This window comes from Marinomonas algarum (genome assembly GCF_020532605.1).
GTDB lineage: Bacteria > Pseudomonadota > Gammaproteobacteria > Pseudomonadales > Marinomonadaceae > Marinomonas > Marinomonas algarum.
This window is the reverse complement of record NZ_JAJATW010000002.1, coordinates 97,266-122,850: the sequence shown is the minus strand read 5'-3', so window position 1 is coordinate 122,850 and position 25,585 is coordinate 97,266. Positions and strand designations below refer to the sequence as shown.

Sequence of the window (25,585 nt, the reverse complement as noted above, 5' to 3'; positions counted from 1 at the left end):
CCTTAAAAATAGATAGACGGTTGTTATTTCGTAAAAAATACTGGAAACCTACAAATCTGCTGTCATTGCAGGGACCGCTTCAAATAAGTCAGCGACGAGTCCGTAATCAGCAACAGAGAAAATAGGCGCGTCTGGATCGTTATTAATCGCGACAATGACCTTTGAGTCTTTCATACCAGCAAGGTGCTGAATAGCGCCAGAAATACCAATGGCAATATAGACGGAGGGTGCCACCACTTTTCCGGTTTGTCCTACTTGTAAATCGTTGGCTATATAACCTGCATCGACAGCGGCTCTTGAAGCACCCACCGCCGCACCTAATTTGTCAGCTAGGTCGTAAATAATGGAAAAGTTGGACTCTGAGCCGATGGCACGACCACCAGAGACAATGATGTCTGCGCCACTTAACTCAGGGCGATTAGATTCACTCAATGTCTGTTTAACGAAATTCACAGAGGGCATCGGTAACTCAATGGACAATGCCTGAATCTGTGCGGGCGAGGCAGTAGGGTTGTGATTGGGAGAGGTAAATGCACTGGTGCGAATGGTTAGTACCTGACAAGTTGCATTATTTTTCACTGTGGCGATAGCGTTACCGGCGTAAATAGGGCGTTTGTATTGGTTAGGACTGATGATTTCGATCACATCAGACACGGCATTCACATTACACAGCGCAGCAATTCTAGGCGCTAGGTCTTTGCCAAATGACGACGTTGCTAACAAGATATGGCTATATTGTGAGCGTAAACTGGCAATAACAGGGGCGAGAGTCTCGCTAAACGGTAGGGTAAGCGCTTCATTATCCCACGTTAAAACTCGATCAATGCCACTGATGGACGATGCATCCTGCCCTAACTGTGCAATATCGTGACCTGCGATAAACAGATCAATCGGTTGCCCAAGCTGTTGCGCCGCTCCTAGGGTTACCAAGGTTTCAGCTTTTAAAGCGTGTTGGTTATGTTCAGCAATAATCAATGTTTTCATTTAGGCCTCCTCATCATGCTTTGGCATCTGTATTTGGGTGCTACTGCGCAGAGCTAACATTAGTTCATCAACAGACTTCAACATAGTGCCAGCTTGCCGTTGGATTGGGGTGTCCACAGAGATCAACTCGATATCGTTAGTTAATTCAATCGCAAGATCGGATAAGGTTTTCACTACCAACGGTTTGCGCTTGGCTTGCATTATTTTAGGTAAGGCAGCAAAGCGAGGTTCATTGAGGCGTAAGTCTGTGGTGATGACCGCAGGTAAAGGCATTTCTACGGTGAGCAGTCCGCCGTCTACTTCTCGTGTAATAACGGCTTTTTTATTCTCAATTTGAACATGAGAGGCGCAGGTTGCCTGCGGGCAGTCTAGTAAGGCTGCAAGCATCTGCCCAGTTTGATTATTGTCGGCATCAATAGATTGCTTACCCAGTAAGAAAATATCAGCATTTTCTTCTTGCTGGATGTTTTGCAAAATTCTAGCGACATCCAGCGGGCTAACAGGCGTATTACACTCTACCTGTAACCCTCGGTCAGCACCCAAAGCCAGCGCACTACGAATTTGCTCTTGGCAACTTTTTGGGCCAATGGACACGACCAAAATATCATCAACGATACCCGCTTCTTTTAGTCGAACGGCTTCTTCAACTGCTATTTCACAAAAAGGGTTCATTGACATTTTTGTGTTACTTAAATCCACATCGCTGCGATCGGCTTTTACGCGCACTTTGACGTTATAATCAATGACACGTTTAACAGCAACAATGGCTTTTAATGGTTGGTTTGTCATTTACTGCTCTCCTAATTAAGACTTGTCGAGGACAAGGCATTGGCTTGATCCCTGAGTAAAAACTTCTGTACTTTTCCTGTGGATGTTTTGGGCAAGGGGCCAAAAATCACGTATTTTGGGGCTTTAAAGTGCGCCATATGTTCACGGCAGAATTGAATGATGTCGTCTTCGCTGACGATATTTGTACTTTTTAAAGCGCTGTCTTTTAACGTAATGAAAGCACAGGGCGTTTCGCCCCACTTATCGTCTAACTTGGCGACAACGGCGGCTTCTTGCACCATAGGATGACGATAAAGGGTGTCTTCTATTTCGATGCTGGAGATATTTTCACCCCCAGAAATAATGATGTCTTTCGAACGGTCTTTGATTTCTACGTAGCCGTCACTGTGCCAAACGGCCAGATCTCCTGAGTGGAACCAACCACCAGTAAATGCTTTTTCGGTTGTGGCTGGGTTGTTTAAATACCCTTTCATGACTAAATTCCCGCGCATGAAAATTTCTCCCAACGTTTTTCCATCTTGCGGAACGGGTTCTAAACTGTCTGGGTCAGCTACCATTAAGCTCTCTAGCATCGGGGCTTTAATGCCTTGGCGAGCTTTTATACGTGCTTTTTCTTCATCGCTGTGATCGTCCCACTCATCCTTCCATGCGCAATACACACAAGGTCCGTAGGTTTCTGTTAAACCGTATACATGAGTGATGTTAAAGCCGATAGACTCCATGGTTTGAATAACGGCTGCTGGTGGTGGTGCCCCCGCTGTCATAATATTTACAGGGTGTTCAATGCCAGATTTAACACTGTCTTCGGCCGCGTTGAGCATATTGAGAATGATGGGTGCGGCACATAAATAACCGATTTTCTCTTGTTTGATAATAGTAAAGACATCATCGGCTTTGGCGTGGCGTAAGCTCACACTCACGCCGGCCATGGCTGCGATTGTCCAAGGGAAACACCATCCATTGCAGTGAAACATAGGTAATATCCACAAATATATGGGGTGCTGAGTCATACCCCACGACATGGCGTTGCTGATAGCATTTAGATACGCACCGCGATGGTGGTATAACACACCTTTTGGGTCACCTGTGGTGCCAGATGTGTAATTAAGCGTAATAGAATCCCATTCGTCTTCAAGAATTGGGCAATCAAAAAATTCATCACCTTGTGTTAGAAACGTTTCGTAGTCTGTTGTACCAGCCCGTTCACCTCCGACCCACTGAGTGTCGTCAATGTCGATCACTAAGGGTGAATGAGGCATCAGCTCTAACGCTTCTTTTAACAAAGCACCAAATTCTCGGTCTACAAAGACGATCTTGCTGTTAGCGTGTTGCAAGATAAACGCAATAGTAGGTGCATCAAGCCGAGTATTAATAGAATTTAAAATAGCGCCAGCCATGGGCACGCCAAAATGTGTTTCAAAATGCTCTGAAATATTAGGTGCAATGACGGATACCGTATCGCCCTTGTGAATGCCTTCGCGTTGTAACGCACTAGCAAGCTGGCGACAACGTTGGTAAGTTTCGTGCCAAGTGCGCTTGATCGGGCCATTGATGGTCGCAATACGATCAGGATAAATATTGGCGGTACGCTCTAAAAAAGAAATGGGTGTTAATGCGGTATAGTTGGCGATGTTTTTATCCAAATGACCGTTTTTTCTTATCTGAGTATCGAGGGCGGTATTATTATTCATATTATTGACCTCATTATGTCGTTGTTATTGATTTGAGAAGCGAGCGGGGCGACGTTCGAGAAAAGCCGCCATTCCCTCTGTTTGATCTTGTGTGGTAAAGCTTAGAGCAAAGCGTTCGGTTTCAAGTTGGCAGCCGTCTTGCAGTGACATATTCAAACCTTGATGGATCAGCTGCTTGGCAAAACGTACGGCGCATGGCGAATTTCTGGCAATTTTGTCTGCTTGCACCAAGCCGCCCTTCAATAGTTCTGCAGGGCTGAATATCTGATTGCATACATTCAGTTTGAGTGCGTTTTGAGCCGAGATACGGTCGCCTGTGAGAATCCAATGCATGGCGTTACCTTTGCCAATGCTTCGAGCTAAACGTTGCGTGCCACCAAACCCTGGTGTAATACCAAGAGAAACTTCAGGTTGGCCAAATACTGCGTTTTCACTGGCTAAAATATAGTCACAACTCAGCGCTAACTCGCATCCACCTCCAAGGCAAAAGCCATTCACTAAAGCGATCACCGGAGCAGAGCAAGACTCTATTTGCTGCATTAACGCCATGCCTAAAGATGAGAAATCACGTGCTTCTAGGGCGGTCATCGATTGCATTGCTGCGACGTCTGCACCGGCTACAAAAGCCTTATCGCCACTGCCCGTGAGCATGATGACTTTTGTGCTTGGTAACGAATCTAGCCATTGGAACGCTTGGTTTAATGACATCAATAGTGCACTGTTTAAGGCATTCAAGGCTTTTGGACGGTCGATAGTAATCAGCCAAATGTTGTCCTGAGGTTGTGTCAGTAAAAGGTGGTCGAAGGTAGGTGTCATGTTAGCGTTCATAATGATAAAACCCCTGTCCGACCTTTTTACCTAATCGCCCAGCGTCGACCATTTGGCGTAACAAGGGAGCAGCGCGATATTTGCTGTCGCCAAATTGTGTGTACAACACGTCCATGATGCTTAAACAGGTGTCTAACCCTATTAGATCAGCGAGTGCTAATGGGCCAATGGGATGAGCGGCACCGAGCATCATAATTTGATCGATCTGTTCTTCTGTTGCATTGCGTTCTTCGAGAACAAACACCGCTTCATTAATCATTGGCAACAAAATACGATTCAACACAAAACCGGCGCGATCTTTTACCGGAATAGAGATCTTGCCAGCCCTTTTAGCAACCTCCATCACGGTCATCGTGGTAGATTTGTCTGTTTGCAATCCTTCAATAACTTCGACTAGCTGCATTAATGGCACTGGATTCATAAAGTGCATACCAATCATACGTTCTGGGTTGGGTATACTGGCGGCCAAGCGCGTAATAGATAACGATGAAGTGTTACTAGCAAATAAAGTTGAAGCCGGACAGATGGAAGCTAATGCTTGAAAAATAGTGGTTTTTACCTTTTCTGATTCTGTCGCTGCCTCAATCACCAAATTAGCTGAAGTAAGTGATGAAAGTTCAGTTGAGCATTGAATAGCCGCAAGATAGTCGTTGTTAGCTTCAAGTAGGCCTTTTCCAGTCAATTTTTCAATACTTTGGCGGATTCGTATAACCGCTTTATCTAACGCGTCAGCCGAAGAATCAACCAATTGAACTTGATAACCCGCACAAGCCATCACTTGTGCGATGCCTTGCCCCATTTGTCCGGCGCCAATCACGCCAATAATTTGAATACTCATGGTTTAGTCCTTAGCCAAAGCTTAAAAGTTATTGCGACGAAATTTATTAAATTGACCGACAATCCCACTGCGAAAACTCAATACACAGAGGACAAATACTGCGCCCATAATGATGTGCAAATAGTTGCCTAGCTCACCACCACTTAGGTAGTTTTGCATACTCACCACGACGCCTGCGCCGACTAGTGGTCCAATGATGGTGCCGACACCGCCTACCAGTGTCATTAAGATGACTTCTCCTGACATGTGCCAATGCACGTCGGTTAAAGACGCTAATTCAAAGACGAGAGTTTTCGTTGAGCCAGCTAACGCAGACAGGGCTGCGGAGATGATAAAAGCAATCCATTTATACTGATTTACATCGTAACCAAGTGATGTTGCACGGCTTTCATTTTCTCGGATGGCTTTCATTATTTGCCCAAAAGGTGAGTGCACGGTGCGGTGAATTAACCAGAAACCGACTAAGAAGATAGCCAGTACGAAATAGTACATAGTTTGGTTATCCGCTAAGTCAATGAGGCCAAATGCCTTGCCACGAGGCACGCCTTGCAAGCCGTCTTCTCCGCCAGTAAAAGGCGCTTGTAGGTATAAGAAAAAGACTAACTGTGCTAAGGCTAAAGTCACCATGGCAAAATAAATGCCTTCTCGTTTTACGGCTAACTTGCCAAAAACTGCGCCTAATAAACCACCAGCGATCGTACCTGTGATGATGGCAATTTCTGGTGTTAAACCGCTGTTGATCATTAACCAGCCTGTGACGTACCCGCCTGTGCCGAGAAACACCGCGTGTCCAAAAGACAGTAAACCGGCAAACCCCAACAGTAAGTTGAACGCACAAGCGAAAAGGGCAAAGCACAGCACCTTGGCCAAGAAGACCGGATAAATAACTAAAGGAGCAGTCAGTGCCAGTCCTAACAAAATTAAAATGGCTAAACGAGATCGCATAAACAGTGCTCCTAAGTATTTTTGCCGAATAGGCCGGAAGGTTTGATCATTAGCACAATCACCATGACAAGAAAGATCACTGTTGCTGACGCCTCTGGGTAAAAGTACTTTGTTAAGCCTTCTACTATTCCCATACCTAGCCCAGTTAAAATGGCACCACCAATGGATCCCATTCCGCCAATGACGACGATGGCAAAGACAATGATCAATATGTTTGATCCCATATCGGGTGAGACGGAATACACAGGTGCAGCCATGACACCTGCAAACCCCGCTAAGCCCACGCCAAAACCAAAAGTGAGTGTCACTATCAATGGCACGTTAATACCAAATGCTTGTAACAATTGAGGGTTTTCCGTACCAGCACGCAGATACACGCCAAGCTTAGTTTTTTCGATCATCCACCAAGTGGAAAAACAAACCAAAACTGACACTACAATGATCCAAGCGCGATAATTAGGTAAATACATAAAGGGTAAGCGCATTCCGCCTTTTAAGACGTCAGGTACTGGATAAGACTGACCTGAAGAGCCAAACCAGTGAGTGAACATTCCTTGTATCATTAACGCCAAACCAAACGTTAACAGTAAGCTGTATAAATGGTCTTCGTTCGCAATGGGACGGATTAAGAAGCGTTGGATTAAGATTCCGACTAGACCAACAACAACCGGCACGACGAAAAGAGCAACCCAGTAGCTCATCCCCATGTATTTAAAACCTAGCAAGGCGACAAAAGCACCGAGCATATACATGGCGCCTTGGGCAAAGTTGATGATGCGCAAAAGTCCAAAGATAATAGCTAAGCCAAGGCTGAGCAGCGCGTAAAAAGAACCGTTAATCAGTCCGATTAATAACTGACCGAACAGCGCAAAAAAATTAATTCCGAGAAAAGTTGCCATAACGTGTCAACTACCTTGAATATAAATCGTGTGGAAAATAAGGAAAGCCGACGTTGGCTTTCCTCACTACTACCAAGATTAGAACGCGCAGCTTGGCAACATTGGGCTGTAGGCTTTATTGCCCGGGATGACCTCAACAATATTATAAATATCGTTTTTACTCTTACGGTCAGCCGCCTCTTTGATTTCGACCAATAACATGTCGTGCTCCATGCGGCCATCGGCACGGAACGTTGCATTTCGGGCGAAAAAGTCATCCGGCTTGGTGTTTTTCATTTGCTTCATTACGGCATCAGAATCATCTGTCCCCACTGCTTTAACCGCTTTTAAATAATGCATAGTGGCTGAATAAGCACCGGCGTGTGACATAGAGGGAATAGCACCATGTAATGCTTCAAAGCGTGTGCTCCATGCTCGAGTCTGATCGTCCATGTCCCAGTAAAAGCCAGTGGTTAAGCGCATTCCTTGAGCCGTCTCTGGATCCATTGCTTGTGCGTTCGGTGTGAAAACTAATAAACCGGCAATATCCATATAATCAGTGAGACCAAATTCCGCAGCCGCGCTTAGAGCGTTGACGGTGTCATTGCCAGCGTTAGCCAGTGCGACAACATTGGCACCAGACGCTTGAGCTTGTAACACATAGGAAGAGAAATCAGTGGTACCTAATGGTGCTCTGACTGTGCCTACAGTTTCTCCACCATTAGCTTCGATGATTTTCATTGAAGCTGCTTCAAGTGCATGACCAAAAGCATAATCCGCAGTAATAAAGAACCACTTATTTTTACCTTCGCTCACCATAGGTTTTACGGTGCCGTTAGCTAATGCCACTACGTTGTAAGTCCAGTGAGCGATGTAAGGAGAGCAGGCACTAGTGGTAAAAGCGTTAGAGCCCGAGCCTGTAATCAGAGTGATGTTTTTACTGCTGTTGGTCACCTGAGTCACAGCGCCTGTTACGGCAGAAGAAACTAAGCCGCCAATAACGTCTACGTCCTCGTTCTCAACCCACTTACGTGCTACTGAAGAAGCAATGTCTGGCTTGAGTTGAGAGTCGGCCGAAACCAGTTCGATGTCCTTTCCAAGTACCTGACCGCCAAAGTCTTCGATGGCCATGCGAGTAGCGACGACACACCCCGGACCACATAAATCTGCATAGGTGCCGCCCATATCAGCTAAAACACCAATTTTCACTTTGCCATCGGTGGTGGCTAATGCTGTGCTTGCGACTGTGGTTGCCATTGTTGCAACAACGACACCTGTAATAAGGGTGGATAGGGTTTTTTTCTGAAATTGCATATTGATACTCCAAGCGTATGATTATTTTTATTGTGCTTTTGGTGTTATCTGGGATTACACCCCAAGATAGGTATTCAGTAGTTCGCTTTTTGCGCTTAATTCGCTGGCTAAGATTTCTTCTACAATGTGACCGTGCTCCATAATGTAGTGGCGGTCAGCGATGGGAGCGGCAAAACGAAAATTTTGCTCAACAAGTAAAATAGTGAGGCCACGGTTTTTTAGTAGCATCAGCACCTCAGCCAGTTTTTGTACAATGACTGGGGCTAACCCTTCTGTTATTTCATCTAACAAAAGAATGTTTGCACCACTGCGTAGAATGCGTGCGAGGGCGAGCATTTGCTGTTCACCGCCAGACAGACGTGTACCTTGGCTGGTTCGACGTTCATAAAGGTTAGGGAATAGCTCGTATATTTCCTCTAGGCTCATGGCGTCAGAGCGAACTTGTGGAGGTAATAAAAGGTTTTCTTCAACACTTAAGCTGGCAAAAATACCGCGTTCTTCAGGACAAAATCCTAACCCTAGATGCGCAATTTTGTGTGCTGGCATGGTCATAGTATTTTCGCCATTCACGACAATCTCACCACTGCGTTTGCCAACCATGTTCATGATGGCTTTTAACGTAGTGGAACGACCAGAGCCATTACGACCCAGTAAAGTCACAAGCTCACCCTGCATGACAGCAATGTCGATACCATGCAGAATGTGTGACTCATCGTAAAAGGCATGCAAATTCGTGATGCGTAATTTTTCACGTGAATTGTGGCTCATGCAGACACCTCCTGATCAACTGTTTCGGTACCCATATAAGCTTCTCGAACTTGCGGGTTGGCGGATACAGTAGCGTAATCACCTTCGGTTAAAATGGCCCCACGCTGTAATACGGTGATTTTGTCGGCTAATTTAGAAACGACATGTAGGTTGTGCTCTACCATTAAAATAGTGCGATTTTGAGACACTTTTTTAATCAAGTTGGCAACCAAATCAATGTCTTCGTGTCCCATGCCTTGTGTGGGTTCGTCGAGTAACATGAGTTCAGGTTCAAGTGCTAACGTTGTCGCAATTTCAAGTGCGCGCTTACGGCCGTACGATAAATCCGTAGTTTTGCTGTAGGCGAAGCTTTCCAAGCCAACAGAAGCCAGTAGTTCAATGGCTTTATCATTGAGTTTGTTGAGTACTTTTTCAGAGGTCCAAAAGTGTAGACTATTTTTTTCTTTGCGCTGAAGCGCGATACGGACGTTTTCCAACACAGATAAATTAGGGAATACAGCAGAAATTTGAAAAGAACGAATCACGCCTAAGCGTGCAATTGCCGCAGGATCCAATGATGTAATGTCTTGATTGTTGAACAAAATCTTGCCAGATGAAGGTGGAAGAAATTTTGTCAGTAAATTGAACACTGTAGTTTTGCCTGCGCCATTTGGACCGATTAAGGCATGTATGTGTCCACGTGTAATATTGAGGTTCACATCATCAACCGCTGTAAAGCCCTTAAAGCCTTTACTTAGGTGTTGTGTTGATAGGATAAAGTCCGCTTCTGTTTTAGACATCGTATTTACTCTATGCAAGGAAGCAGAAAGGTCTGCTTGTATTGTTATTTTCCTTGATACTAGAGCAGAAACATTGCCAAACTATTTTTCAATTCTAACCAAATGTAACAAGCCGATGGTGTTGTGTTAGTTTGTGATAGGATTGGCTTCTAATAAAAATAAGAAGAAAGTCATGTTTCCTATATCGACCATCACCTTTAGGTTGTTCGTTTTATTGTTACTGTTGATCAGTAGTATTTTTAGTGCCATTTACCTTTTCTCTGTTCCACTGATCAAACACAATGTTTTTAAGTTAGAGTTAAACTCTAATCGACAAGTCTTAAACGTTGTTTATGACTTAGCCAGCAGCATTTCTTTTAACTCCGATACCTATATTAATCGCACTCTGAGCCACCACGAGCAGCGTCTAAAATCCATCGTAGAACTCACCGAAAATTTCATAGCAAGCGCTTTAAACAATGGCAGGGCGAAGGGGCGCTCTGAGGAAGCAATTTGGCAGGATATATTTTTTAATCTGCGTCATTTCAAGTTTGGTTTCGAGGGATATGTGTGGATATCTGATTATGATGCAAAAATCTTAGCTCACCCATCACCTCTATTTAATGGGACAGATATGTCTTTGTATATCGATGTCAACGGCGAGCGTGTTATACCAAAATTAGTAGACCTGGCGTTGAAAGAAGGTGAAGGTTTTTATAGCTATAAATGGAACAGACTCAATGAAACACAAGTGATTGATAAATACTCCTTTGTTAAAGATATGCCTCAGTGGGGATTTGTCATTGGTGCGGGTGTGTATATTGACGACATCGAAAAAGAGATCATCACACAAAAAGAAAAAGCGGTTAAAGACATTGCTGAGGTACTAAAAGACATCAATATTGCCAATAACGGCTATTTGTATGTGTTTGATTCTAAAGGAAATATGCTTTTTCACCCTAATACTAATATCAACGGTATTAACTTCAAGACGCAACTCAACTCAGTCACGGGAAACCCAATCTACAAAGATCTTATGTCGATGGCTGACACTGGTGAAGAGTTGTATTACAAATGGGATCGACCAGACGATCCGGGTCATTATAACTATGAAAAGCTCTCATTAACGCGGCACTTGTCTGATTTTGATTGGTACATCAGTTCATCGGTGTATGTGGATGACCTTATGTTCAGTTCGATCCAATTAAGCCAACGTATTGTTGCGATTGGTATCGTGGGGTTACTGGTCGGAGCACTTTTGGCGTTTTTGTTCGCTAAGTGGATAACCTCGCCAATCCGCAGATTGTCGCTTACCGCACAAAAAATCAATAGAGGCGATTTGATGGCCAAAACGGGTATTAAACGCAACGATGAGTTGGGTGTACTAGCGGAGTCCTTTGATTATATGGTGACGTGTCTACGTGACAATATTACCACCTTAAATCTTAGGGTAGCAGAGCGAACACAATGCCTATCAGAAAGTAACGAACAGTTATTAGGAGCGGTACAACGGCTTGAGTTGACGCAGTCTGAATTACGAGCAATCGAAGTAAGGCAACGGCTTATTCTTAATGCTCTGCCCGCGCAAGTGGCATACTTAGACAGTGATTTGAAGTTTGTGTTTGCGAATCGTGAGTACCTCGAAATATTTCATGAAACCAAAGAAAGCATTGTCGGTAAAGACCTTTCACAGGTGGTTGATCAAGACATGTTTACGGTGTTAAGCAAACACTTTGAGCGTGCCTTACAAGGGGAGAGAGTGGTTTACGAGTATCCTCTGGTTGATCAAGGGAAGCCTATTTTAACACGACGAACAGTATTACCTTTTTATGACGAAAAGAAAAAGGTAGTGGGTTTATTAACGTTATCGATCGACATTACTAAAGAGCGAGAAACGGAAAAGCGTTTGGCAGAAGCCAGCAAAATGAAAACCGTTGGGCAGTTGTCGGGAGGACTGGCCCATGATTTTAATAATCTGTTGACCATAATTTTAGGGAATTTATTAGCGTTACAGCATCGAGATAAGGTTTCAGAGACATGGAATCAACATCTAGTACCCGCTATTAGGGCCACGCGTCGTGGCGCTGATTTAACTCGGCGTTTATTGGCTTTTTCTCGCCGTCAGCCATTATCGCCTAGCTATATTGAGCCAAGATCGCTTATTAATGATGTGGTGTCGTTATTGTCAGCACCATTGCCAGATAACATTGTGTTGACAACCCAGATGATTGAAAACTGTCCTGCTATTTATGTGGATTCAGCTTTAATGGAAGACGCTCTGGTGAATTTAATATTGAATTCGGCTGATGCTATGCCAAAAGGCGGGCAGCTATCATTAGAGGTAAATCAAGCTGACGGCACCACATTTATATCGTCATATGTATTTGATGAGCCCGTCTTACCCGGACAGTATGTTGTCTTTTCTATCCGAGACAACGGAACAGGTTTTACGCCTGAGGCCTTAGTAAGAGCATGTGAGCCGTTTTATACAACAAAGTCATCTGGTTCAGGGTCGGGACTTGGATTGAGTATGGTTTTTGGTTTTGTGAAGCAATCAAAAGGGTACATGCGGGTTACGAACAATCCTGATATGGGGGCTTGTATTGAAATCTTATTACCCTCTTACAATGGCGTTAACGAAGTTATCGGGGGAGGGGCGCCTGCAGAAAAAAAATTAACAAAAATGACCCAAAACGCGCTTGTACTATTGATAGAGGACAATGAAGATGTGCGTAGCGTAGTTCGTCAACAGCTAGTCGAGCTTGGCTATTCAGTTATTGAAGCGAGCAGTGCAGACGAAGCATTAGTGTTACTACACGCCGGTTTACCTTCTTTGGAGGGCGTAGTTTCCGATGGTGTGATGCCAGGCATAGCTACTTGTTACGATGTTCACACACTCGTTCAAAAAAAATACACTCACGCCTTTTTTGTCTTAATGACAGGGTACAGTGATCGGTTGGTAAACAGTGAATATGAAGGTGCATTCCTTCAAAAACCTTTTGAAAGCAGTGCGCTTTTAGATGCAATTAATACACACTTTATAGACAACTCAGGACACAATAATGAATAAGAAATGTCTGATTTATGTCGTAGAAGATGAAAACGATCTAGGGGACTTAATTTGTAATACCTTGAGTCAGTTTTATTTTGACACAAAATATTATAGCAATGGCTCAGAAGCGGAGCTGAGCATTGCCTCTAAGTCGCCAGATATTTGCATTATCGATCTTACATTACCCGATATGGATGGGATCGATTTGATTCGACGATTACAGCATAAAAATATTGGCATTATTATTGTGTCTGGAAGAGACGCACTCACGGATCGTGTATTAGGGTTAGAGCTTGGCGCTGACGATTACATTACGAAGCCTTTTGAGCCTCGCGAATTAGTTGCTAGAGTACAAAGCCTGCAACGTCGAATACAGACACGTAGCGAGAAACCAGTCAACACTCAACAATATGCTTACTTTTCTGGGTTAACCTATCACCCTGGTTCGTTGACGCTTAATGCGGATACACCTCAACAAGAAACGTTAAGTCGAGCCGAGTCCGATATGCTTATGGCGCTACTGAAAAATCCTTTTCAGATACTCTCCCGTGACCAGTTGCTAGGAGAAAATACCGTTCCTTATGATCGTAGTATTGATGTTCGAGTATCTCGATTACGGAAAAAAATCCAACCAAAAAATACCACAAGCACGCTGATTAAAACGGTCTATGGCGCAGGTTATATGTTGGTGTCGGAAGTTAAATGGCATGGATAACAAACTCATTAAGTGAGCCAATATTACAGTGATAAAAGAGAACGCCCCGTTTATTTAGAAACGGGGCGTGGCGGGGAACCAAAAATCGTGTCTGATTTTTCTCAAGTGACGCTTAGCTAAGATATTCACTTTGCTAAGGCTGTCACAAGTTACGTACAAAAAAAGAAAGAGTTTCAATGATTATGAAAAACGGTCAAACACGCCTTTTAATGTCGTGATTTTTAACTCTGTGACAAATTACATGATCTCTTTTTCTTCTATTGGGTAGGCGGCATAGGTGTTCATCAGTACATCTAACATGGCGGATGCCGCGATGGATAAATGCGACCTTGGCTGACAAATAACGCCAACACGACGATTAATGCTGGGTGCAATAATGGGTCGACACACTGCCCCTTGCTCCGTTGCTTGTTGTCGACAGATAGAGGGAACAACCGCAACGCCCATGCTTTCACTGACCATTCTGACGACGGTGCTGAGCTGATGCGCATCAAAAGCAACGTTCAACTCAATGCCCGCTTGGTTAACCTGATTTTCAATAAGATCGCGAACACTGGAAGGGCGCTGTAAGGTAATAAAGTCGTACGCCAACAGATCACGCCATGCAATACACTCTTGTTCCGATAATGGATGAGAGCTGGGTAATATGGCCAAAAAATGATCGTCATACAAGGGGTAAAACGACAGTTCTAATAGGTTAATGGGTTCGAATGAAATACCCAGTTCTACCTGATTATTACGCACCATCTCAACAACAATGTCCGACAGCACGTCGTCGATAGCGACTTGAATATTAGGGTAGGAAGTATGGTAATTGCGGATCGCTTTGGGCAGTAACGAGGCGGCAAAAGACGGCATAGAAGCCAAGGATATTTTTCCTAACTGCAAAGCAAAGCGCTGCTTCATTTCATCTTCTGCGTTTTCCCATTGTGCCAATAAGCGTCGTGCAATCGGAACCAGTGCTTCACCTTCTGGCGTGAGTGCGGTATGGCGTGTGGTTCGTGTAAACAGCTTGCCGCCTAAATTGTCTTCGAGCCCCTTGATGGACAAACTCAAGGCGGGTTGTGATAAGTGCAGTTGTGTGGCGGCGCTGGCAAAACTGAGTGATTGTGCAACGGCCAAAAAAGCGCGGACTTGTTTTATATTCACTGCAAAGCGTCCTGTTCGGTTGTTTTTATTGTTTTGAAAAAATTATTAATAAATAGAAAAAACAAATTTAATTTATTGATAAGGCTGAGTCAAACTGAAGGTAAGTAAAAATAATAACGAGGAGAAAAGGTAATGGCAGGTTTTGACAAGGTCGTTGGCTCATATGAAGAAGCCATGGCAGGACTAAAAGATGGCATGACGGTGTTGGCAGGGGGATTTGGCTTATGTGGGATTCCTGAAAACCTGATTGCTGAGATTAAGCGCAAGGGCACGATGGGATTGACCGTGGTATCCAATAATTGTGGCGTTGATGGCTTTGGACTGGGTGTGCTGTTAGAAGATAAACAAATTTGCAAAATGGTGTCTTCTTACGTTGGTGAGAATGCTTTGTTTGAAAAGCAGTTGCTTAATGGTGAACTGGAAGTCGTACTCACCCCACAGGGCACGTTGGCTGAAAAAATGCGTGCTGGTGGCGCGGGCATTCCTGGTTTCTATACCGCAACCGGTGTGGGGACACCCGTGGCAGAAGGCAAAGAAACTAAAATGTTCAATGACCGTGAATATTTACTAGAAGAGTCCATTACCGGTGATTTTGCCATTGTTAAAGGCTGGAAAGCGGATCGTTACGGCAATGTGGTGTATCGCCATACGGCACAAAACTTCAATCCACTCGCAGCAACGGCGGGGAAGATTACCGTTGTGGAAGTGGAAGAGATTGTTGAGGTTGGCGAGTTAGACCCTGCTCATATCCACACGCCTGGCATTTATGTTGATCGAGTAATTGTTGGCCAGTTTGAAAAGCGCATTGAGAAAAGAACGGTAAAGGAGGCTTAATCATGGCATTAACAAGAGAACAAATGGCACAGCGTGTTGCTCAAGAGTTACAAGATGGTTTTTATGTGAATCTCGGCATTGGTATTCCTACTTTGGTTGCTAACTATGTGCCTGCGGATATGGACGTGATGCTACAGTCTGAAAACGGTTTACTGGGTATGGGAGCGTTTCCAACGGAAGAGACCATTGATGCAGACATGATTAATGCCGGTAAACAAACAGTAACAACGGTAAAGGGGGCGTCAATTTTTTCTTCTGCTGAGTCCTTTGCCATGATTCGTGGAGGACATGTAGATTTAACGGTACTCGGGGCTTTTGAAGTAGATGTTAACGGCAATATTGCGTCTTGGATGATTCCGAATAAGTTGATTAAAGGCATGGGTGGCGCCATGGATCTCGTGGCGGGCGCCGATAATATTATTGTGACCATGACGCATGCTTCTAAACACGGTGAATCTAAATTGCTCACAGAATGTGCTTTGCCATTGACTGGTAAAGGCTGTATTAAAAAAGTGCTCACCGACTTGGCATGGCTTGAAATTGAAAATGGCGCTTTTGTCTTAAAAGAAAGAGCACCGGGCGTGTCGGTTGAAGAGATTATAGAAAAAACCCAAGGCAAACTCATTGTGCCTGAGATCGTACCAGAAATGGTCTTTGCTTAGTGATCCATCACAACAATAATAAGAGGAAATTTCAGTATGAAAGCTGTCATCGTTGCTGCGGCAAGAACCCCCATAGGGGCTTTTAACGGCGCTTTATCTTCGTTAAGTGCGGTGCAAATAGGCACGCAATTACTGTCGGGGATGTTGGCCAAACAACCGGCGTTACAAGATCATATTGATGAGGTGATTTTAGGCCAAGTATTAGCCGCAGGCTGTGGCCAGAATCCTGCTCGTCAAACCGCTGTTCATTCTGGTTTGGCGAATCATGTGTCGGCTATGACGATCAACAAAGTGTGTGGCTCTGGCCTAAAAGCGGTTCAATTGGCTGCACAATCGGTTTTAAATGGTGACGCCACCATGGTGGTTGCAGGTGGTCAAGAAAGCATGAGTCAGGCGGCACATGTGTTGCCTAACAGCCGCTCAGGTAAAAAAATGGGCAACTGGACCATGATAGATTCTATGGTAACGGATGGCCTTTGGGACGTATTTAATGATTACCATATGGGGCAAACGGCGGAGAATATTGCCGATCGTTGGAGTATTAGTCGTGAAGAACAAGATCATTTTGCGATTCAGTCACAACATAAAGCCACACAAGCGCAATCGGATGGGCGTTTTGTTGAAGAAATCATTCCTGTGGCGATTCCTCAACGTCGAGGTGACCCCATTATCGTCGATGCTGATGAACAAATTCGTCCTAACACCACCATAGAGACACTGACTCGTCTACGTCCTGCTTTTACAAAAGCGGGCACGGTAACAGCGGGGAATGCCTCTACATTAAACGACGGTGCGGCGATGGTGGTTGTGACGACGGATGAACAGGCTAAGCGTTTAGGGTTGCCTGTTATTGCCGTCATTGAAGCAGGCAGTGCGGCAGGGGTTGATCCTGACATTATGGGAACAGGCCCTATTGCCGCGACTAAAAAAGTCCTTGCTAAAGCAGATTGGCACATAAAAGACCTCGATCTGATTGAAGCGAATGAGGCGTTTGCTGTGCAGGCACTTTGCGTGAACAAAGAACTGGCGTTGGACACAAGCAAAGTCAACGTCAACGGCGGCGCTGTTGCGCTGGGTCATCCCATCGGGGCATCAGGTTGTCGTATTTTGGTGACTTTATTGCACGAAATGCAGCGTCAAGATGCCCGTAAAGGCCTAGCGACGCTTTGTATTGGCGGCGGTATGGGCGTGGCGATGCTGGTGTCTCGCTAAATAACTCTCCTTTAAATTATGTGTTTTGAATAAGGCGTTGTTTACCAATGACGCTTTGTTCACTGGTTTTTGTTCATTGCCAAACCACTTTCTTTGATCAAGAAAGTATTTAAATAAATATAATAAAAATAGGATAAACCTAATGAATACAGTCACACAAAATCAAACTGTGTTACAAAAAGTCAGTCAATTCTTTGTTACTTTACTGCAGCGTTATCTCCCTGACCCTTTTATTTTTGCAATTATCCTCACTTTTGCTGTGTTTGTGTTAGTCATGCCAGCAACGGGTCAAGGCCCAATGCAAGTTGTGAATGCCTGGGCTGGAGGCTTTTGGAACCTGCTAAGCTTCTCTATGCAAATGGCAATGGTTGTTGTCACAGGGCATGCGATGGCCAGCGCACCTGCATTTAAAAGTAAACTCGCCATGCTTGCAGGTGTAGCAAAAACACCGGGGCAAGCGATTATTCTAGTGACTGCCATCAGTGCAATGGCATGTTGGGTGAACTGGGGGTTTGGATTAGTCGTTGGGGCAATTTTTGCCCGTGAGATTGCTAATCGTGTCAAAGGTGTTGATTATCGACTGTTAATTGCATCCGCATACAGTGGATTTTTATTTTGGCACGGTGGTTTATCTGGTTCGATTCCTTTGTCGATAGCAGGCAGTGGAAACTTATCTAAAGTAACAAATGGTGCGGTAACGGCTCCTATTCCAACATCAGATACTATTTTTTCAACAATGAATTTATTCATTCTGGGTTCTATGTTTATCGTTATTCCGTTATTGAATCGTCTAATGCATCCTGCACCACAAGATATAGTGACTATTTCGCCAGATTTACTAGAAGAAACTGCCGTGAAAGTGGATAAAAATATTACTGATATGTCACCTGCAGAATGTTTAGAAAATAGTCGTATGCTATCTTTGTTATTAGGTGTGATGGGGTTTGCGTACGTTATTTATTACTTTGTTAATAATGGCTTTGCATTGAATTTAAATATTGTGAACTTCACCTTTTTGTTTGCCGCTGTACTCTTACATGGCACACCTAAAAGTTTATTGAACTCGATTTCTCAAGGCGCTCGCAACTGTTCAGGCATTCTCCTTCAGTTTCCATTTTACGCTGGTATTATGGGAATGATGACGGCAGTAGGGGATTCTGGTACGTCGTTAGCTGGGTTGATTTCACAGGGATTTGTATCTATCTCAAATGAAACAACGTTTCCTTTGTTTACTTTTTTAAGCGCGGGTATTGTAAACTTTTTTGTACCCTCTGGCGGTGGTCAGTGGGCTGTACAAGCGCCTATTATGATGCCAGCAGGAGCAGAGTTAGGGGTCGATGCTGCGAAAACAGCGATGGCCATTGCTTGGGGAGATGCTTGGACAAATATGATTCAACCATTTTGGGCTTTACCTGCTTTAGCGATAGCCGGGTTGGGTGCTAAAGATGTAATGGGTTATTGTTTAATGGCATTAATAGGTTCTGGTGTTATTATCTCATTAGGATTCTTGATATTCTAATTTGCTTGTGATCTAGACTCAGCAACCATGGCTCAATAGACATTGAGTCATGGTTGTTGTTTTGAGCGATTTTGCCTCTTTCTTTCCTTAAAGTTTCAGTCTTTAAAGTGCTTTTGCTTTCTTTCTTCACTCTATAATGATTTGCTTGTTACACGATAATAGCGGTTAGCTCATTAAGGGTGCTTGTGATAAAACGTTCGATTTTACTTTCCTCTTTGCTATGGAGTACTGTTGCGAGTGCCGATACTAATTGGCTGTCAGCGACACTAGACAATGATTTTTTTGTCAATGAAGACAACGGTTATACCAATGGTATTTTTGTGTCTCTGTATGACTTAAACAGCGAGGATGAAACGACTCATCAGCCGTCTTTTTGGGTCTCCCCATTGACATGGAGTTTGCCGGACAGACCTGTAAGTAATGCTTTTAACGCCTACAGCTTTGGTCAGACGTTAATGACGCCTTTCAATATTGAAGAGAAGGTACCTGGTCCCGACACGTTTCCTTATTCGGCTCTACTGAGCTTCACCAATACCTATATTGCCATCGGATCAGACCATGCGGATCGACTCAGCACAACCTTGGGTGTCGTCGGTCCCATTGCGATGGGGAAGGAGTCGCAAAAAGCGGTTCATCGAGTCGTTGATGCAAAGATGCCACAAGGCTGGGATACGCAATTAGAAAATGAACTGGTATTTGAGTTTTCTCGTGGTCGTACTTGGCGAAGCTGGGTCTCTGAAAATGAAAATGCCGACCTATTAACTGGTGCAAACATTAGTCTTGGTACTTTGCGTAGCAGTGTGAGCACGGGTTTTGTTGTGCGTTATGGTCGAGGTTTGGCGTCATCCTTTGCGACCGTGCTTTTATCTCAATCCCGTACGTCTAACCCGATTGCGGTAGACCAAGGTTGGTTTGTGTACGCTGGAGTGGAAATGACCATGATAGGAAATCAAATATTTACCGATGGCAACACCTTTCGTGACAGTCGATCGATTGATTACGATCATAACTACAACGTGTTTACCTCAGGCATTACCTATGCATGGGAAGACATGTCACTGGCCTTCGCCATCAACGCTCCGTTTAGCTTGACCGAAGAGAGTCAAAATAACGACTTGGATAAATTTACCCGCTATGGAACATTGACCCTTGCCTGGCAGATATAACGTTTGTGTGTCAGGTCCTTAAACGATAAAACGCATCACCTGAAGGAAAATGCTCCTAAAAAGTGATGCGTTTTTCTTTTAACAGTTTTCTGTTAATAACTTTTTTTAACAATTTTTTTAATAGTAATGGAAGTCAACCAGTGACGTGGTTACATCACAGGAAAAACGTTGCCGTTTAGATTGCCTTGACCTTTTTCTAGGCTAAATTCGCTGGAGTATTGTTCGCCCTGTTGTTTGATGAGTCCTTGCTCAATCAATTGGCTTATCATGCGCTCAGCGTCTCTTTTTACTCTTAAAGAATTCGCTGATGAGCGCATTTTACTGGCAAGAAACTGCTCAGCAGCGACGTGTGCCAAAGAAGCATCCATTTCTACTTTTGCTGATGCAATGGTGTTATACAGCCAAAAGCCAGGTTGAGTCATTTCATCAAGCGTTGGCGCTTCGGTATTGGCGAGTTTGCTGGAGAGGTTGGCATTGAAATTTCCGCCAGCAAGGACACCACTGAAGCTGCTGATATTGAACTCAGGTTGTGATGCTAGCAGACTCCCTACGTTATTTTGTAAGAAGACGGCCAAGTTATCATAGACGTCATTTGACGCGTTATTTGTCCCCGTTTTCTTAATGGCTTGGTTGTAGTTCAAAAAGAAATCGTTATTCAAGTTATTGAGTTGGGATACAAACACGAGATCAGACGCAGTGAAGTCTTTAAACAAAAGATCATCCAGTAAGTAGCCTAATTCTAGATAACCGAGATTGGTTTCTGAGTCTAAAGCGGTCTTCATATTGATGCTTAAACCTGAAAGATCAAGTATGCCGGCAGCAGTCAAAGAGTCCAGTTGCGTTGATGCAACGCCATCATAAAAACCGCCTTGCATAATATCGTTGAGGCTTGCAGCGAGGTCGATGGAGAAAGTGAAGCCTTTAGCGACCAGTGATTCTCCTCGATCCGTGATGGTGAGTTGTTCTGCTCCGGCGTAATAAGTGAAGGTATCGTCGCCAATTACCCCTTCCCCTGCATAGCCGCTAAAGCTCAAAGCATTGTCCAATGTACTGAAAGGGGGAATTTGGTCGTTAAGCTGAGTCTTGCCAGAAAGACCGGTTAAAACAGACAGTTGATATAAAGGCTGTGTCGCGTCCCACTCTAAATAACTACGCTGCTCTTGGCCATCAAAACGTACCTGGGTTTCATACAATCCTATCAACCCTTGCTCTGAAAATAAGAGCGGACCGTATTGAGTATCAAGGTTTAAGGTGGCTGTGATGGTTTTGCCTCGAGCAGAGTGGTCGATGTCACCCAAGTCAAATGCAATATCAACAGTATTAAAAGAGCCAAACCAAGCACTTTGAGTGGATACGAGCGTCGCTTTATACCCTGGTGTGCTATCAAGTTTATCAATCATCTTGGTAATAGCGTCTTGGTGTTTGGACGCGATGACTTTTGGTAAAATAAGACAGGCAGAGATCAGTGCTGCAATGAGGGCGATGATAAGCTTTTTCATGGAAAATTCCTTTTACGAATTTGATTTTAGTCAATTATTGCATTTGAATCTTGATCTTACCCCGAAGAGCCCGCAAACATAAGGGCAAAAGGTGTTTCATACCGTTTTGCCTTTGTAAAAATAGGAGGCTCAACTCAGGTTAGTTTGCTTTTTGATTGATGCTCAATGCCATGGCTTCTGCGATTTTAATGCCATCGATAGCAGCAGACATGATTCCTCCTGCGTAGCCTGCCCCTTCACCTGCCGGATAAAGCCCTTTTGTGTTGATGCTTTCGTAGCTGTCTCGGTCGCGGGTGATATTAATCGGTGCAGAGGTGCGAGTTTCTACGCCTGTCAGCAGGGCATCATCGAAGGCAAAGCCTTTGATTTTACGGTTAAACGCAGGAATGGCTTCACGAATGGCTTCGATACAGAAGTCCGGTAGAGCGTCGGCGAGGTTGGTGAGTTTGATGCCTGGCTTAAAAGACGGTTCGACTTTACCTAATTGCTCAGGCGTTTCATTGCGTAAAAAAGCGCCGACAGTTTGTGCAGGTGCATCGTAGTTACTGCCTCCCATAAGGTAGGCGCGACTTTCCAATTCACGTTGAAACTCAATGCCAGCCAAAGGGCCACCTGGGTAATCAGAGGGATCGATACCGACCACAATGGCGCTGTTGGCGTTGCGTTCGTTACGAGAATATTGGCTCATACCATTGGTCACCACGCGATGTTCTTCTGACGTTGCGGCGACCACGGTACCACCTGGGCACATGCAGAAACTGTAAACCGAACGACCATTTTTGCAATGGTGCACCAGTTTGTAATCGGCAGCGCCTAAAATCTCGTTGCCCGCATTTGGGCCAAAGCGAGCTTTGTCGATGGCAGATTGTTCATGTTCAATACGAAAACCGACCGAAAACGGCTTGGCTTCAATGTGTATGCCTTTGTTATGAATCATCTCAAAGGTATCACGGGCACTGTGCCCAATGGCGATGGCAATGTGCTTTGAATGCAGCTGTTCGCCATCAGCAAGCGTGACGCCAGTCACTTGTCCTTCTTCGATATGTAGGTCATCAACACGGCAACCAAAGCGAATTTCTCCACCTAACGCGATGATTTCTGCGCGCATTTTTTCGACCATGGCCACCAATTTAAAGGTGCCGATATGGGGCTTACTCACATAAAGAATTTCATCTGGTGCGCCTGCCGTGACAAATTCGTTAAGCACTTTACGGCTGTATTGTTTTGGGTCTTTGACTTGGCTGTAAAGTTTACCGTCTGAAAAAGTCCCCGCGCCACCTTCACCAAATTGTACGTTGGATTCGGTATTGAGTACTTTTTTGCGCCAAAAGCCGAAAGTATCCTTAGTGCGTTCACGCACTTCTTTACCCCGTTCTAAGACAATCGGTTTGTAGCCCATTTGTGCTAATACCAAGGCGGCTAATAAACCACAGGGTCCAAAGCCAATCACGATAGGACGTTCGGTTAATGTCTCGGGGGCTTGAGCAACCGGGTGGTAGTCCAGATCCGGTGAGGCTTTCACTTGAGGGTGCTCTGAAAATTGAGCCAACAAAGAGGCATTGTCTGTTGTTTCTATGTCCAAGGTGTAAATGAGCACAATGTTGGTTTTTTTACGGGCATCGTATCCACGGCGAAACACGTTGAAGTGAACCAGTTGCTCAGCTGAAATAGCGAGCAAAGAAAGAATAGCCTGTTCAATGGCGTTGGCATCATGATCAAGCGGAAGCTGTATATTGGAAAGTCGTATCATAGGAATCAATGGGTGGCACGTTGGATTAAAGAAGATGGTCGTGGATAATACGATATCTTTGTGAAAAAAGCTGTTTCCAAAGAGAAGCTTGTCAGTTTTATTGAAGGTTACCTGTTGAGAGGGAAGTTTATGCACATCAATTTATGGCGTAGTTGGGCGGTATCCAGTGTTTTATTCGCGGGAATGTCGGGTGTTTTACCGGCGCAAGCAGCATCAGAAACGGAATATTCCACCCAAGCGCTCAATGAGCAATTGGTTATGGCGACGGTCTGGATGCAAGCATCGGCTGAATATAAGGCGTTGTCTTATCAGGCGTTTAATCTCGCTAAAATGCAGTTTGATCAGGTGGATCGTGAATATAAGGGGAATAAACCGTTAGCTGTTGTGGTGGACGCTGATGAAACCGTGATTGATAACAGCGCTTATCAGGCTTGGTTAATTGGTCAGGATCAAGGTTACTCAAGTAAAACGTGGGGAGAGTGGATGGCCGCCGCCGAAGCGAAAGCCATGCCAGGCGCGAGCGAGTTTTTGGCGTACGTTGCCAAACAAGGCGGTGAAGTTTTTTATATCACTAATCGTAATGTGTCGGGCTTAGAAGGTACTCGAAAAAACCTACAAGACTTGGGCTTTCCCAATGTCGATGACGCACACATATTAATGAAAACCACCACGAGCAATAAAGCACCGCGTCGTCAACAAGTGGCTGAAAACTATGAAATTGCCCTGTTGATAGGGGATAACTTAAACGATTTCTCGAACGATTTTCGTACCAAAGGGATGGCAGCAAGCGATGCGGCCGTAGAGAAGAACAAGGCGTTATTTGGAACAAAATTCATCATGTTACCAAACCCAGGCTATGGTGATTGGGAAGGCAAGCTGTATAACGGCAATTGGGGGGCATCAGCGGCAGAGAAAAATCAGATGCGCAAAGACGTGTTAGAAGTATGGAAGCCATAGAGTATGGCTTCCATAAAACACGTTCGTTAGACGGCGTTATGCCAGGTTAACGGCAATGTCTTCAGCAAAGCCCAACATGATGTTGAGGTTTTGCACCGCGGCACCAGACGCTCCTTTACCAAGGTTGTCGAGTTTGGCGACCAGAACACCTGATTGGCCGTTTGGTTCACTTAACACGGAAAGCTCAATTTGGTTGGTGTTTTCCAGGTCATGGGGCGTTAAGAATGGCGCCGCGTTGTCAATAATGAGGTTCAAATCATTGACGGTCACAAAGGTATCTTTTGCATACACTTCAGCCAGTTTGGCGTGTAACTGTGCCATTGTTGTTTCACCTTTTAGATGAATCGGCAAGAAGGTCAACATACCTTGACGGAAATTGCCCACACTTGGAACAAAAATAGGCGTTTTATGCAATCCCGCCCATACTTTCATTTCCGGTAAATGTTTGTGGTTAAAAGAGAGGCCATACGCACCGTAAACAGGAGTTTGATCGTTACCTTCATAACGATCAATGAGTGCGTTACCACCGCCACTGTAGCCAGACACGGCATTGATTGAGTAGTCGCCGTCCGCGGGCAGTAAGCCTGCTTCAATCAGTGGTTTTAGCAGTAATACAGCCCCTGTTGGGTAACAGCCTGGGTTTGAGACAAACTGGGCAGTATGGATTTTGTTTCTTTGGGAAGCGTCCAGTTCAGGTAAGCCATAGACCCAGCCATCCGCAATACGGTGAACGGAGCTGGCGTCTAAAATTCGGCAGTTCTCTTCTTTGGCCAGTGCGACACTGTCTTTGGCGGCCTCGTCTGGTAAACACAACACGGTCACATCGGCTTCTTTCATTAGGCGGCGTTTTTCTTCAACGTCGCGCTTTTTAGCTGGGTCAATACTAATGACGCTGATGTCTGGGTGATGAATAAGACGCTCTCTGACTTGAAGTCCTGTGGTGCCTGTTTCGCCATCAATAAATACTTTTTTCACAGAGGGATTCCTTAGATCTTGCCATTACAGTGTGTTGGCGTGAGTGATTAATAGAGTGGTGTAACGTGTTAATACAAGTGGTAAACAGTGTAATGCATCGGGTCTGTGCTTAATAGTTCAGTGCTTAGTTAAGCGCGTAAAAAGTCGTTTTATACGGGAAAAAAGCGTCTTATTTTCATCAATATCTCTCCTTAATGTTTAAGCATTCCTCCAACTTTCCTTCGTTAATTTTGTAAAGATTTGTCGCTATCATGTTGAGTATTCATTGACACGCTTGTCAAACGTTTAACTTAATCATCCGC

22 protein-coding genes are annotated in these 25,585 nt (G+C 44.5%); 8 read left to right on the top strand and 14 right to left on the bottom strand.

Annotation, left to right across the window (positions count from 1 at the left end; translation table 11 throughout):
- Positions 1 to 48: 48 nt before the first annotated feature.
- The 10 genes from LG368_RS02330 to LG368_RS02285 form a co-directional block, all read right to left on the bottom strand.
- Complete coding sequence (locus LG368_RS02330; protein ID WP_226753119.1) at positions 49 to 984, bottom strand: electron transfer flavoprotein subunit alpha/FixB family protein; 936 nt, start codon at positions 982 to 984, stop codon at positions 49 to 51.
- On the bottom strand, positions 985 to 1,773 hold the full coding sequence (locus tag LG368_RS02325; RefSeq protein WP_226753118.1) for an electron transfer flavoprotein subunit beta/FixA family protein: 789 nt from the start codon (positions 1,771 to 1,773) through the stop codon (positions 985 to 987).
- Between the two features lie 11 nt (positions 1,774 to 1,784).
- On the bottom strand, positions 1,785 to 3,464 hold the full coding sequence (locus tag LG368_RS02320; protein WP_226753117.1) for an acyl-CoA synthetase: 1,680 nt from the start codon (positions 3,462 to 3,464) through the stop codon (positions 1,785 to 1,787).
- 24 nt (positions 3,465 to 3,488) lie between these two features.
- Positions 3,489 to 4,292 carry an enoyl-CoA hydratase-related protein gene (locus LG368_RS02315; protein WP_226753116.1) on the bottom strand — a complete coding sequence of 268 codons (804 nt, stop codon included), beginning with the start codon at positions 4,290 to 4,292 and terminating at the stop codon, positions 3,489 to 3,491.
- Positions 4,282 to 5,130, bottom strand: coding sequence for a 3-hydroxyacyl-CoA dehydrogenase family protein (locus LG368_RS02310; RefSeq protein ID WP_226753115.1), 849 nt, complete (start codon positions 5,128 to 5,130; stop codon positions 4,282 to 4,284). The genes LG368_RS02315 and LG368_RS02310 overlap by 11 nt, the downstream gene beginning before the upstream one ends.
- Positions 5,131 to 5,151: 21 nt before the next feature.
- On the bottom strand, positions 5,152 to 6,075 hold the full coding sequence (locus tag LG368_RS02305; protein ID WP_226753114.1) for a branched-chain amino acid ABC transporter permease: 924 nt from the start codon (positions 6,073 to 6,075) through the stop codon (positions 5,152 to 5,154).
- Between the two features lie 11 nt (positions 6,076 to 6,086).
- Positions 6,087 to 6,974: a branched-chain amino acid ABC transporter permease gene (locus LG368_RS02300; RefSeq protein WP_226753113.1), complete on the bottom strand. Its 888-nt coding sequence runs from the start codon at positions 6,972 to 6,974 to the stop codon at positions 6,087 to 6,089.
- 78 nt (positions 6,975 to 7,052) lie between these two features.
- Positions 7,053 to 8,267, bottom strand: coding sequence for an ABC transporter substrate-binding protein (locus LG368_RS02295; RefSeq protein ID WP_226753112.1), 1,215 nt, complete (start codon positions 8,265 to 8,267; stop codon positions 7,053 to 7,055).
- Between the two features lie 54 nt (positions 8,268 to 8,321).
- Positions 8,322 to 9,035 carry an ABC transporter ATP-binding protein gene (locus LG368_RS02290; protein ID WP_226753111.1) on the bottom strand — a complete coding sequence of 238 codons (714 nt, stop codon included), beginning with the start codon at positions 9,033 to 9,035 and terminating at the stop codon, positions 8,322 to 8,324.
- Positions 9,032 to 9,814: an ABC transporter ATP-binding protein gene (locus LG368_RS02285; protein WP_226753110.1), complete on the bottom strand. Its 783-nt coding sequence runs from the start codon at positions 9,812 to 9,814 to the stop codon at positions 9,032 to 9,034. Before LG368_RS02285 ends, LG368_RS02290 begins: the two co-directional genes overlap by 4 nt.
- 172 nt (positions 9,815 to 9,986) lie before the next feature.
- On the opposite strand from LG368_RS02285, the gene LG368_RS02280 reads away from it, so the two are divergent.
- Complete coding sequence (locus LG368_RS02280) at positions 9,987 to 12,863, top strand: cache domain-containing protein (RefSeq protein ID WP_226753109.1); 2,877 nt, start codon at positions 9,987 to 9,989, stop codon at positions 12,861 to 12,863.
- On the top strand, positions 12,856 to 13,560 hold the full coding sequence (locus tag LG368_RS02275; protein ID WP_226753108.1) for a response regulator transcription factor: 705 nt from the start codon (positions 12,856 to 12,858) through the stop codon (positions 13,558 to 13,560). The genes LG368_RS02280 and LG368_RS02275 overlap by 8 nt, the downstream gene beginning before the upstream one ends.
- Positions 13,561 to 13,797: 237 nt before the next feature.
- Here LG368_RS02275 and LG368_RS02270 read toward each other — a convergent pair whose 3' ends face one another.
- A complete protein-coding gene (locus LG368_RS02270; protein ID WP_226753107.1) occupies positions 13,798 to 14,709 on the bottom strand; it encodes a LysR family transcriptional regulator in 912 nt (303 codons plus the stop codon).
- 132 nt (positions 14,710 to 14,841) lie between these two features.
- Here LG368_RS02270 and LG368_RS02265 point away from each other — a divergent pair, with 132 nt between their 5' ends.
- The 5 genes from LG368_RS02265 to LG368_RS02245 all read left to right on the top strand — a co-directional run bounded on the left by LG368_RS02265 (position 14,842) and on the right by LG368_RS02245 (position 20,102).
- Positions 14,842 to 15,543, top strand: coding sequence for a CoA transferase subunit A (locus tag LG368_RS02265; protein WP_226753106.1), 702 nt, complete (start codon positions 14,842 to 14,844; stop codon positions 15,541 to 15,543).
- A gap of 2 nt (positions 15,544 to 15,545) precedes the next feature.
- Positions 15,546 to 16,205 carry a 3-oxoacid CoA-transferase subunit B gene (locus LG368_RS02260; RefSeq protein ID WP_226753105.1) on the top strand — a complete coding sequence of 220 codons (660 nt, stop codon included), beginning with the start codon at positions 15,546 to 15,548 and terminating at the stop codon, positions 16,203 to 16,205.
- A gap of 36 nt (positions 16,206 to 16,241) precedes the next feature.
- On the top strand, positions 16,242 to 17,417 hold the full coding sequence (locus LG368_RS02255; RefSeq protein WP_226753104.1) for an acetyl-CoA C-acetyltransferase: 1,176 nt from the start codon (positions 16,242 to 16,244) through the stop codon (positions 17,415 to 17,417).
- Between the two features lie 142 nt (positions 17,418 to 17,559).
- Positions 17,560 to 18,936, top strand: a complete 1,377-nt coding sequence (locus LG368_RS02250; protein WP_226753103.1) for a short-chain fatty acid transporter — start codon at positions 17,560 to 17,562, stop codon at positions 18,934 to 18,936.
- 185 nt (positions 18,937 to 19,121) lie between these two features.
- A complete protein-coding gene (locus tag LG368_RS02245; protein ID WP_226753102.1) occupies positions 19,122 to 20,102 on the top strand; it encodes a lipid A deacylase LpxR family protein in 981 nt (326 codons plus the stop codon).
- 149 nt (positions 20,103 to 20,251) lie between these two features.
- Here LG368_RS02245 and LG368_RS02240 read toward each other — a convergent pair whose 3' ends face one another.
- On the bottom strand, positions 20,252 to 21,601 hold the full coding sequence (locus LG368_RS02240) for a DUF945 family protein (protein ID WP_226753101.1): 1,350 nt from the start codon (positions 21,599 to 21,601) through the stop codon (positions 20,252 to 20,254).
- Positions 21,602 to 21,740: 139 nt separating this feature from the next.
- Complete coding sequence (locus LG368_RS02235) at positions 21,741 to 23,351, bottom strand: NAD(P)/FAD-dependent oxidoreductase (RefSeq protein WP_226753249.1); 1,611 nt, start codon at positions 23,349 to 23,351, stop codon at positions 21,741 to 21,743.
- A gap of 129 nt (positions 23,352 to 23,480) precedes the next feature.
- Between LG368_RS02235 and LG368_RS02230 the strand changes: the two genes are divergently transcribed.
- Complete coding sequence (locus LG368_RS02230; protein ID WP_226753100.1) at positions 23,481 to 24,308, top strand: 5'-nucleotidase, lipoprotein e(P4) family; 828 nt, start codon at positions 23,481 to 23,483, stop codon at positions 24,306 to 24,308.
- 36 nt (positions 24,309 to 24,344) lie between these two features.
- Here the strand turns inward: LG368_RS02230 and argC are convergent, their stop codons facing one another.
- Positions 24,345 to 25,283: an N-acetyl-gamma-glutamyl-phosphate reductase gene (gene argC / locus LG368_RS02225; protein ID WP_226753099.1), complete on the bottom strand. Its 939-nt coding sequence runs from the start codon at positions 25,281 to 25,283 to the stop codon at positions 24,345 to 24,347.
- Positions 25,284 to 25,585 lie beyond the last annotated feature (302 nt).

Excerpts from the sequence above, each read along its gene's own strand:
- LG368_RS02330 (WP_226753119.1), bottom strand. The coding sequence starts at position 984 with ATGAAAACATTGATTATTGCTGAACATAACCAACACGCTTTAAAAGCT.
- LG368_RS02325 (WP_226753118.1), bottom strand. The coding sequence starts at position 1,773 with ATGACAAACCAACCATTAAAAGCCATTGTTGCTGTTAAACGTGTCATT.
- LG368_RS02320 (WP_226753117.1), bottom strand. The coding sequence starts at position 3,464 with ATGAATAATAATACCGCCCTCGATACTCAGATAAGAAAAAACGGTCAT.
- LG368_RS02315 (WP_226753116.1), bottom strand. The coding sequence starts at position 4,292 with ATGAACGCTAACATGACACCTACCTTCGACCACCTTTTACTGACACAA.
- LG368_RS02310 (WP_226753115.1), bottom strand. The coding sequence starts at position 5,130 with ATGAGTATTCAAATTATTGGCGTGATTGGCGCCGGACAAATGGGGCAA.
- LG368_RS02305 (WP_226753114.1), bottom strand. The coding sequence starts at position 6,075 with ATGCGATCTCGTTTAGCCATTTTAATTTTGTTAGGACTGGCACTGACT.
- LG368_RS02300 (WP_226753113.1), bottom strand. The coding sequence starts at position 6,974 with ATGGCAACTTTTCTCGGAATTAATTTTTTTGCGCTGTTCGGTCAGTTA.
- LG368_RS02295 (WP_226753112.1), bottom strand. The coding sequence starts at position 8,267 with ATGCAATTTCAGAAAAAAACCCTATCCACCCTTATTACAGGTGTCGTT.
- LG368_RS02290 (WP_226753111.1), bottom strand. The coding sequence starts at position 9,035 with ATGAGCCACAATTCACGTGAAAAATTACGCATCACGAATTTGCATGCC.
- LG368_RS02285 (WP_226753110.1), bottom strand. The coding sequence starts at position 9,814 with ATGTCTAAAACAGAAGCGGACTTTATCCTATCAACACAACACCTAAGT.
- LG368_RS02280 (WP_226753109.1), top strand. The coding sequence starts at position 9,987 with ATGTTTCCTATATCGACCATCACCTTTAGGTTGTTCGTTTTATTGTTA.
- LG368_RS02275 (WP_226753108.1), top strand. The coding sequence starts at position 12,856 with ATGAATAAGAAATGTCTGATTTATGTCGTAGAAGATGAAAACGATCTA.
- LG368_RS02265 (WP_226753106.1), top strand. The coding sequence starts at position 14,842 with ATGGCAGGTTTTGACAAGGTCGTTGGCTCATATGAAGAAGCCATGGCA.
- LG368_RS02260 (WP_226753105.1), top strand. The coding sequence starts at position 15,546 with ATGGCATTAACAAGAGAACAAATGGCACAGCGTGTTGCTCAAGAGTTA.
- LG368_RS02255 (WP_226753104.1), top strand. The coding sequence starts at position 16,242 with ATGAAAGCTGTCATCGTTGCTGCGGCAAGAACCCCCATAGGGGCTTTT.
- LG368_RS02250 (WP_226753103.1), top strand. The coding sequence starts at position 17,560 with ATGAATACAGTCACACAAAATCAAACTGTGTTACAAAAAGTCAGTCAA.
- LG368_RS02240 (WP_226753101.1), bottom strand. The coding sequence starts at position 21,601 with ATGAAAAAGCTTATCATCGCCCTCATTGCAGCACTGATCTCTGCCTGT.
- LG368_RS02235 (WP_226753249.1), bottom strand. The coding sequence starts at position 23,351 with ATGATACGACTTTCCAATATACAGCTTCCGCTTGATCATGATGCCAAC.
- LG368_RS02230 (WP_226753100.1), top strand. The coding sequence starts at position 23,481 with ATGCACATCAATTTATGGCGTAGTTGGGCGGTATCCAGTGTTTTATTC.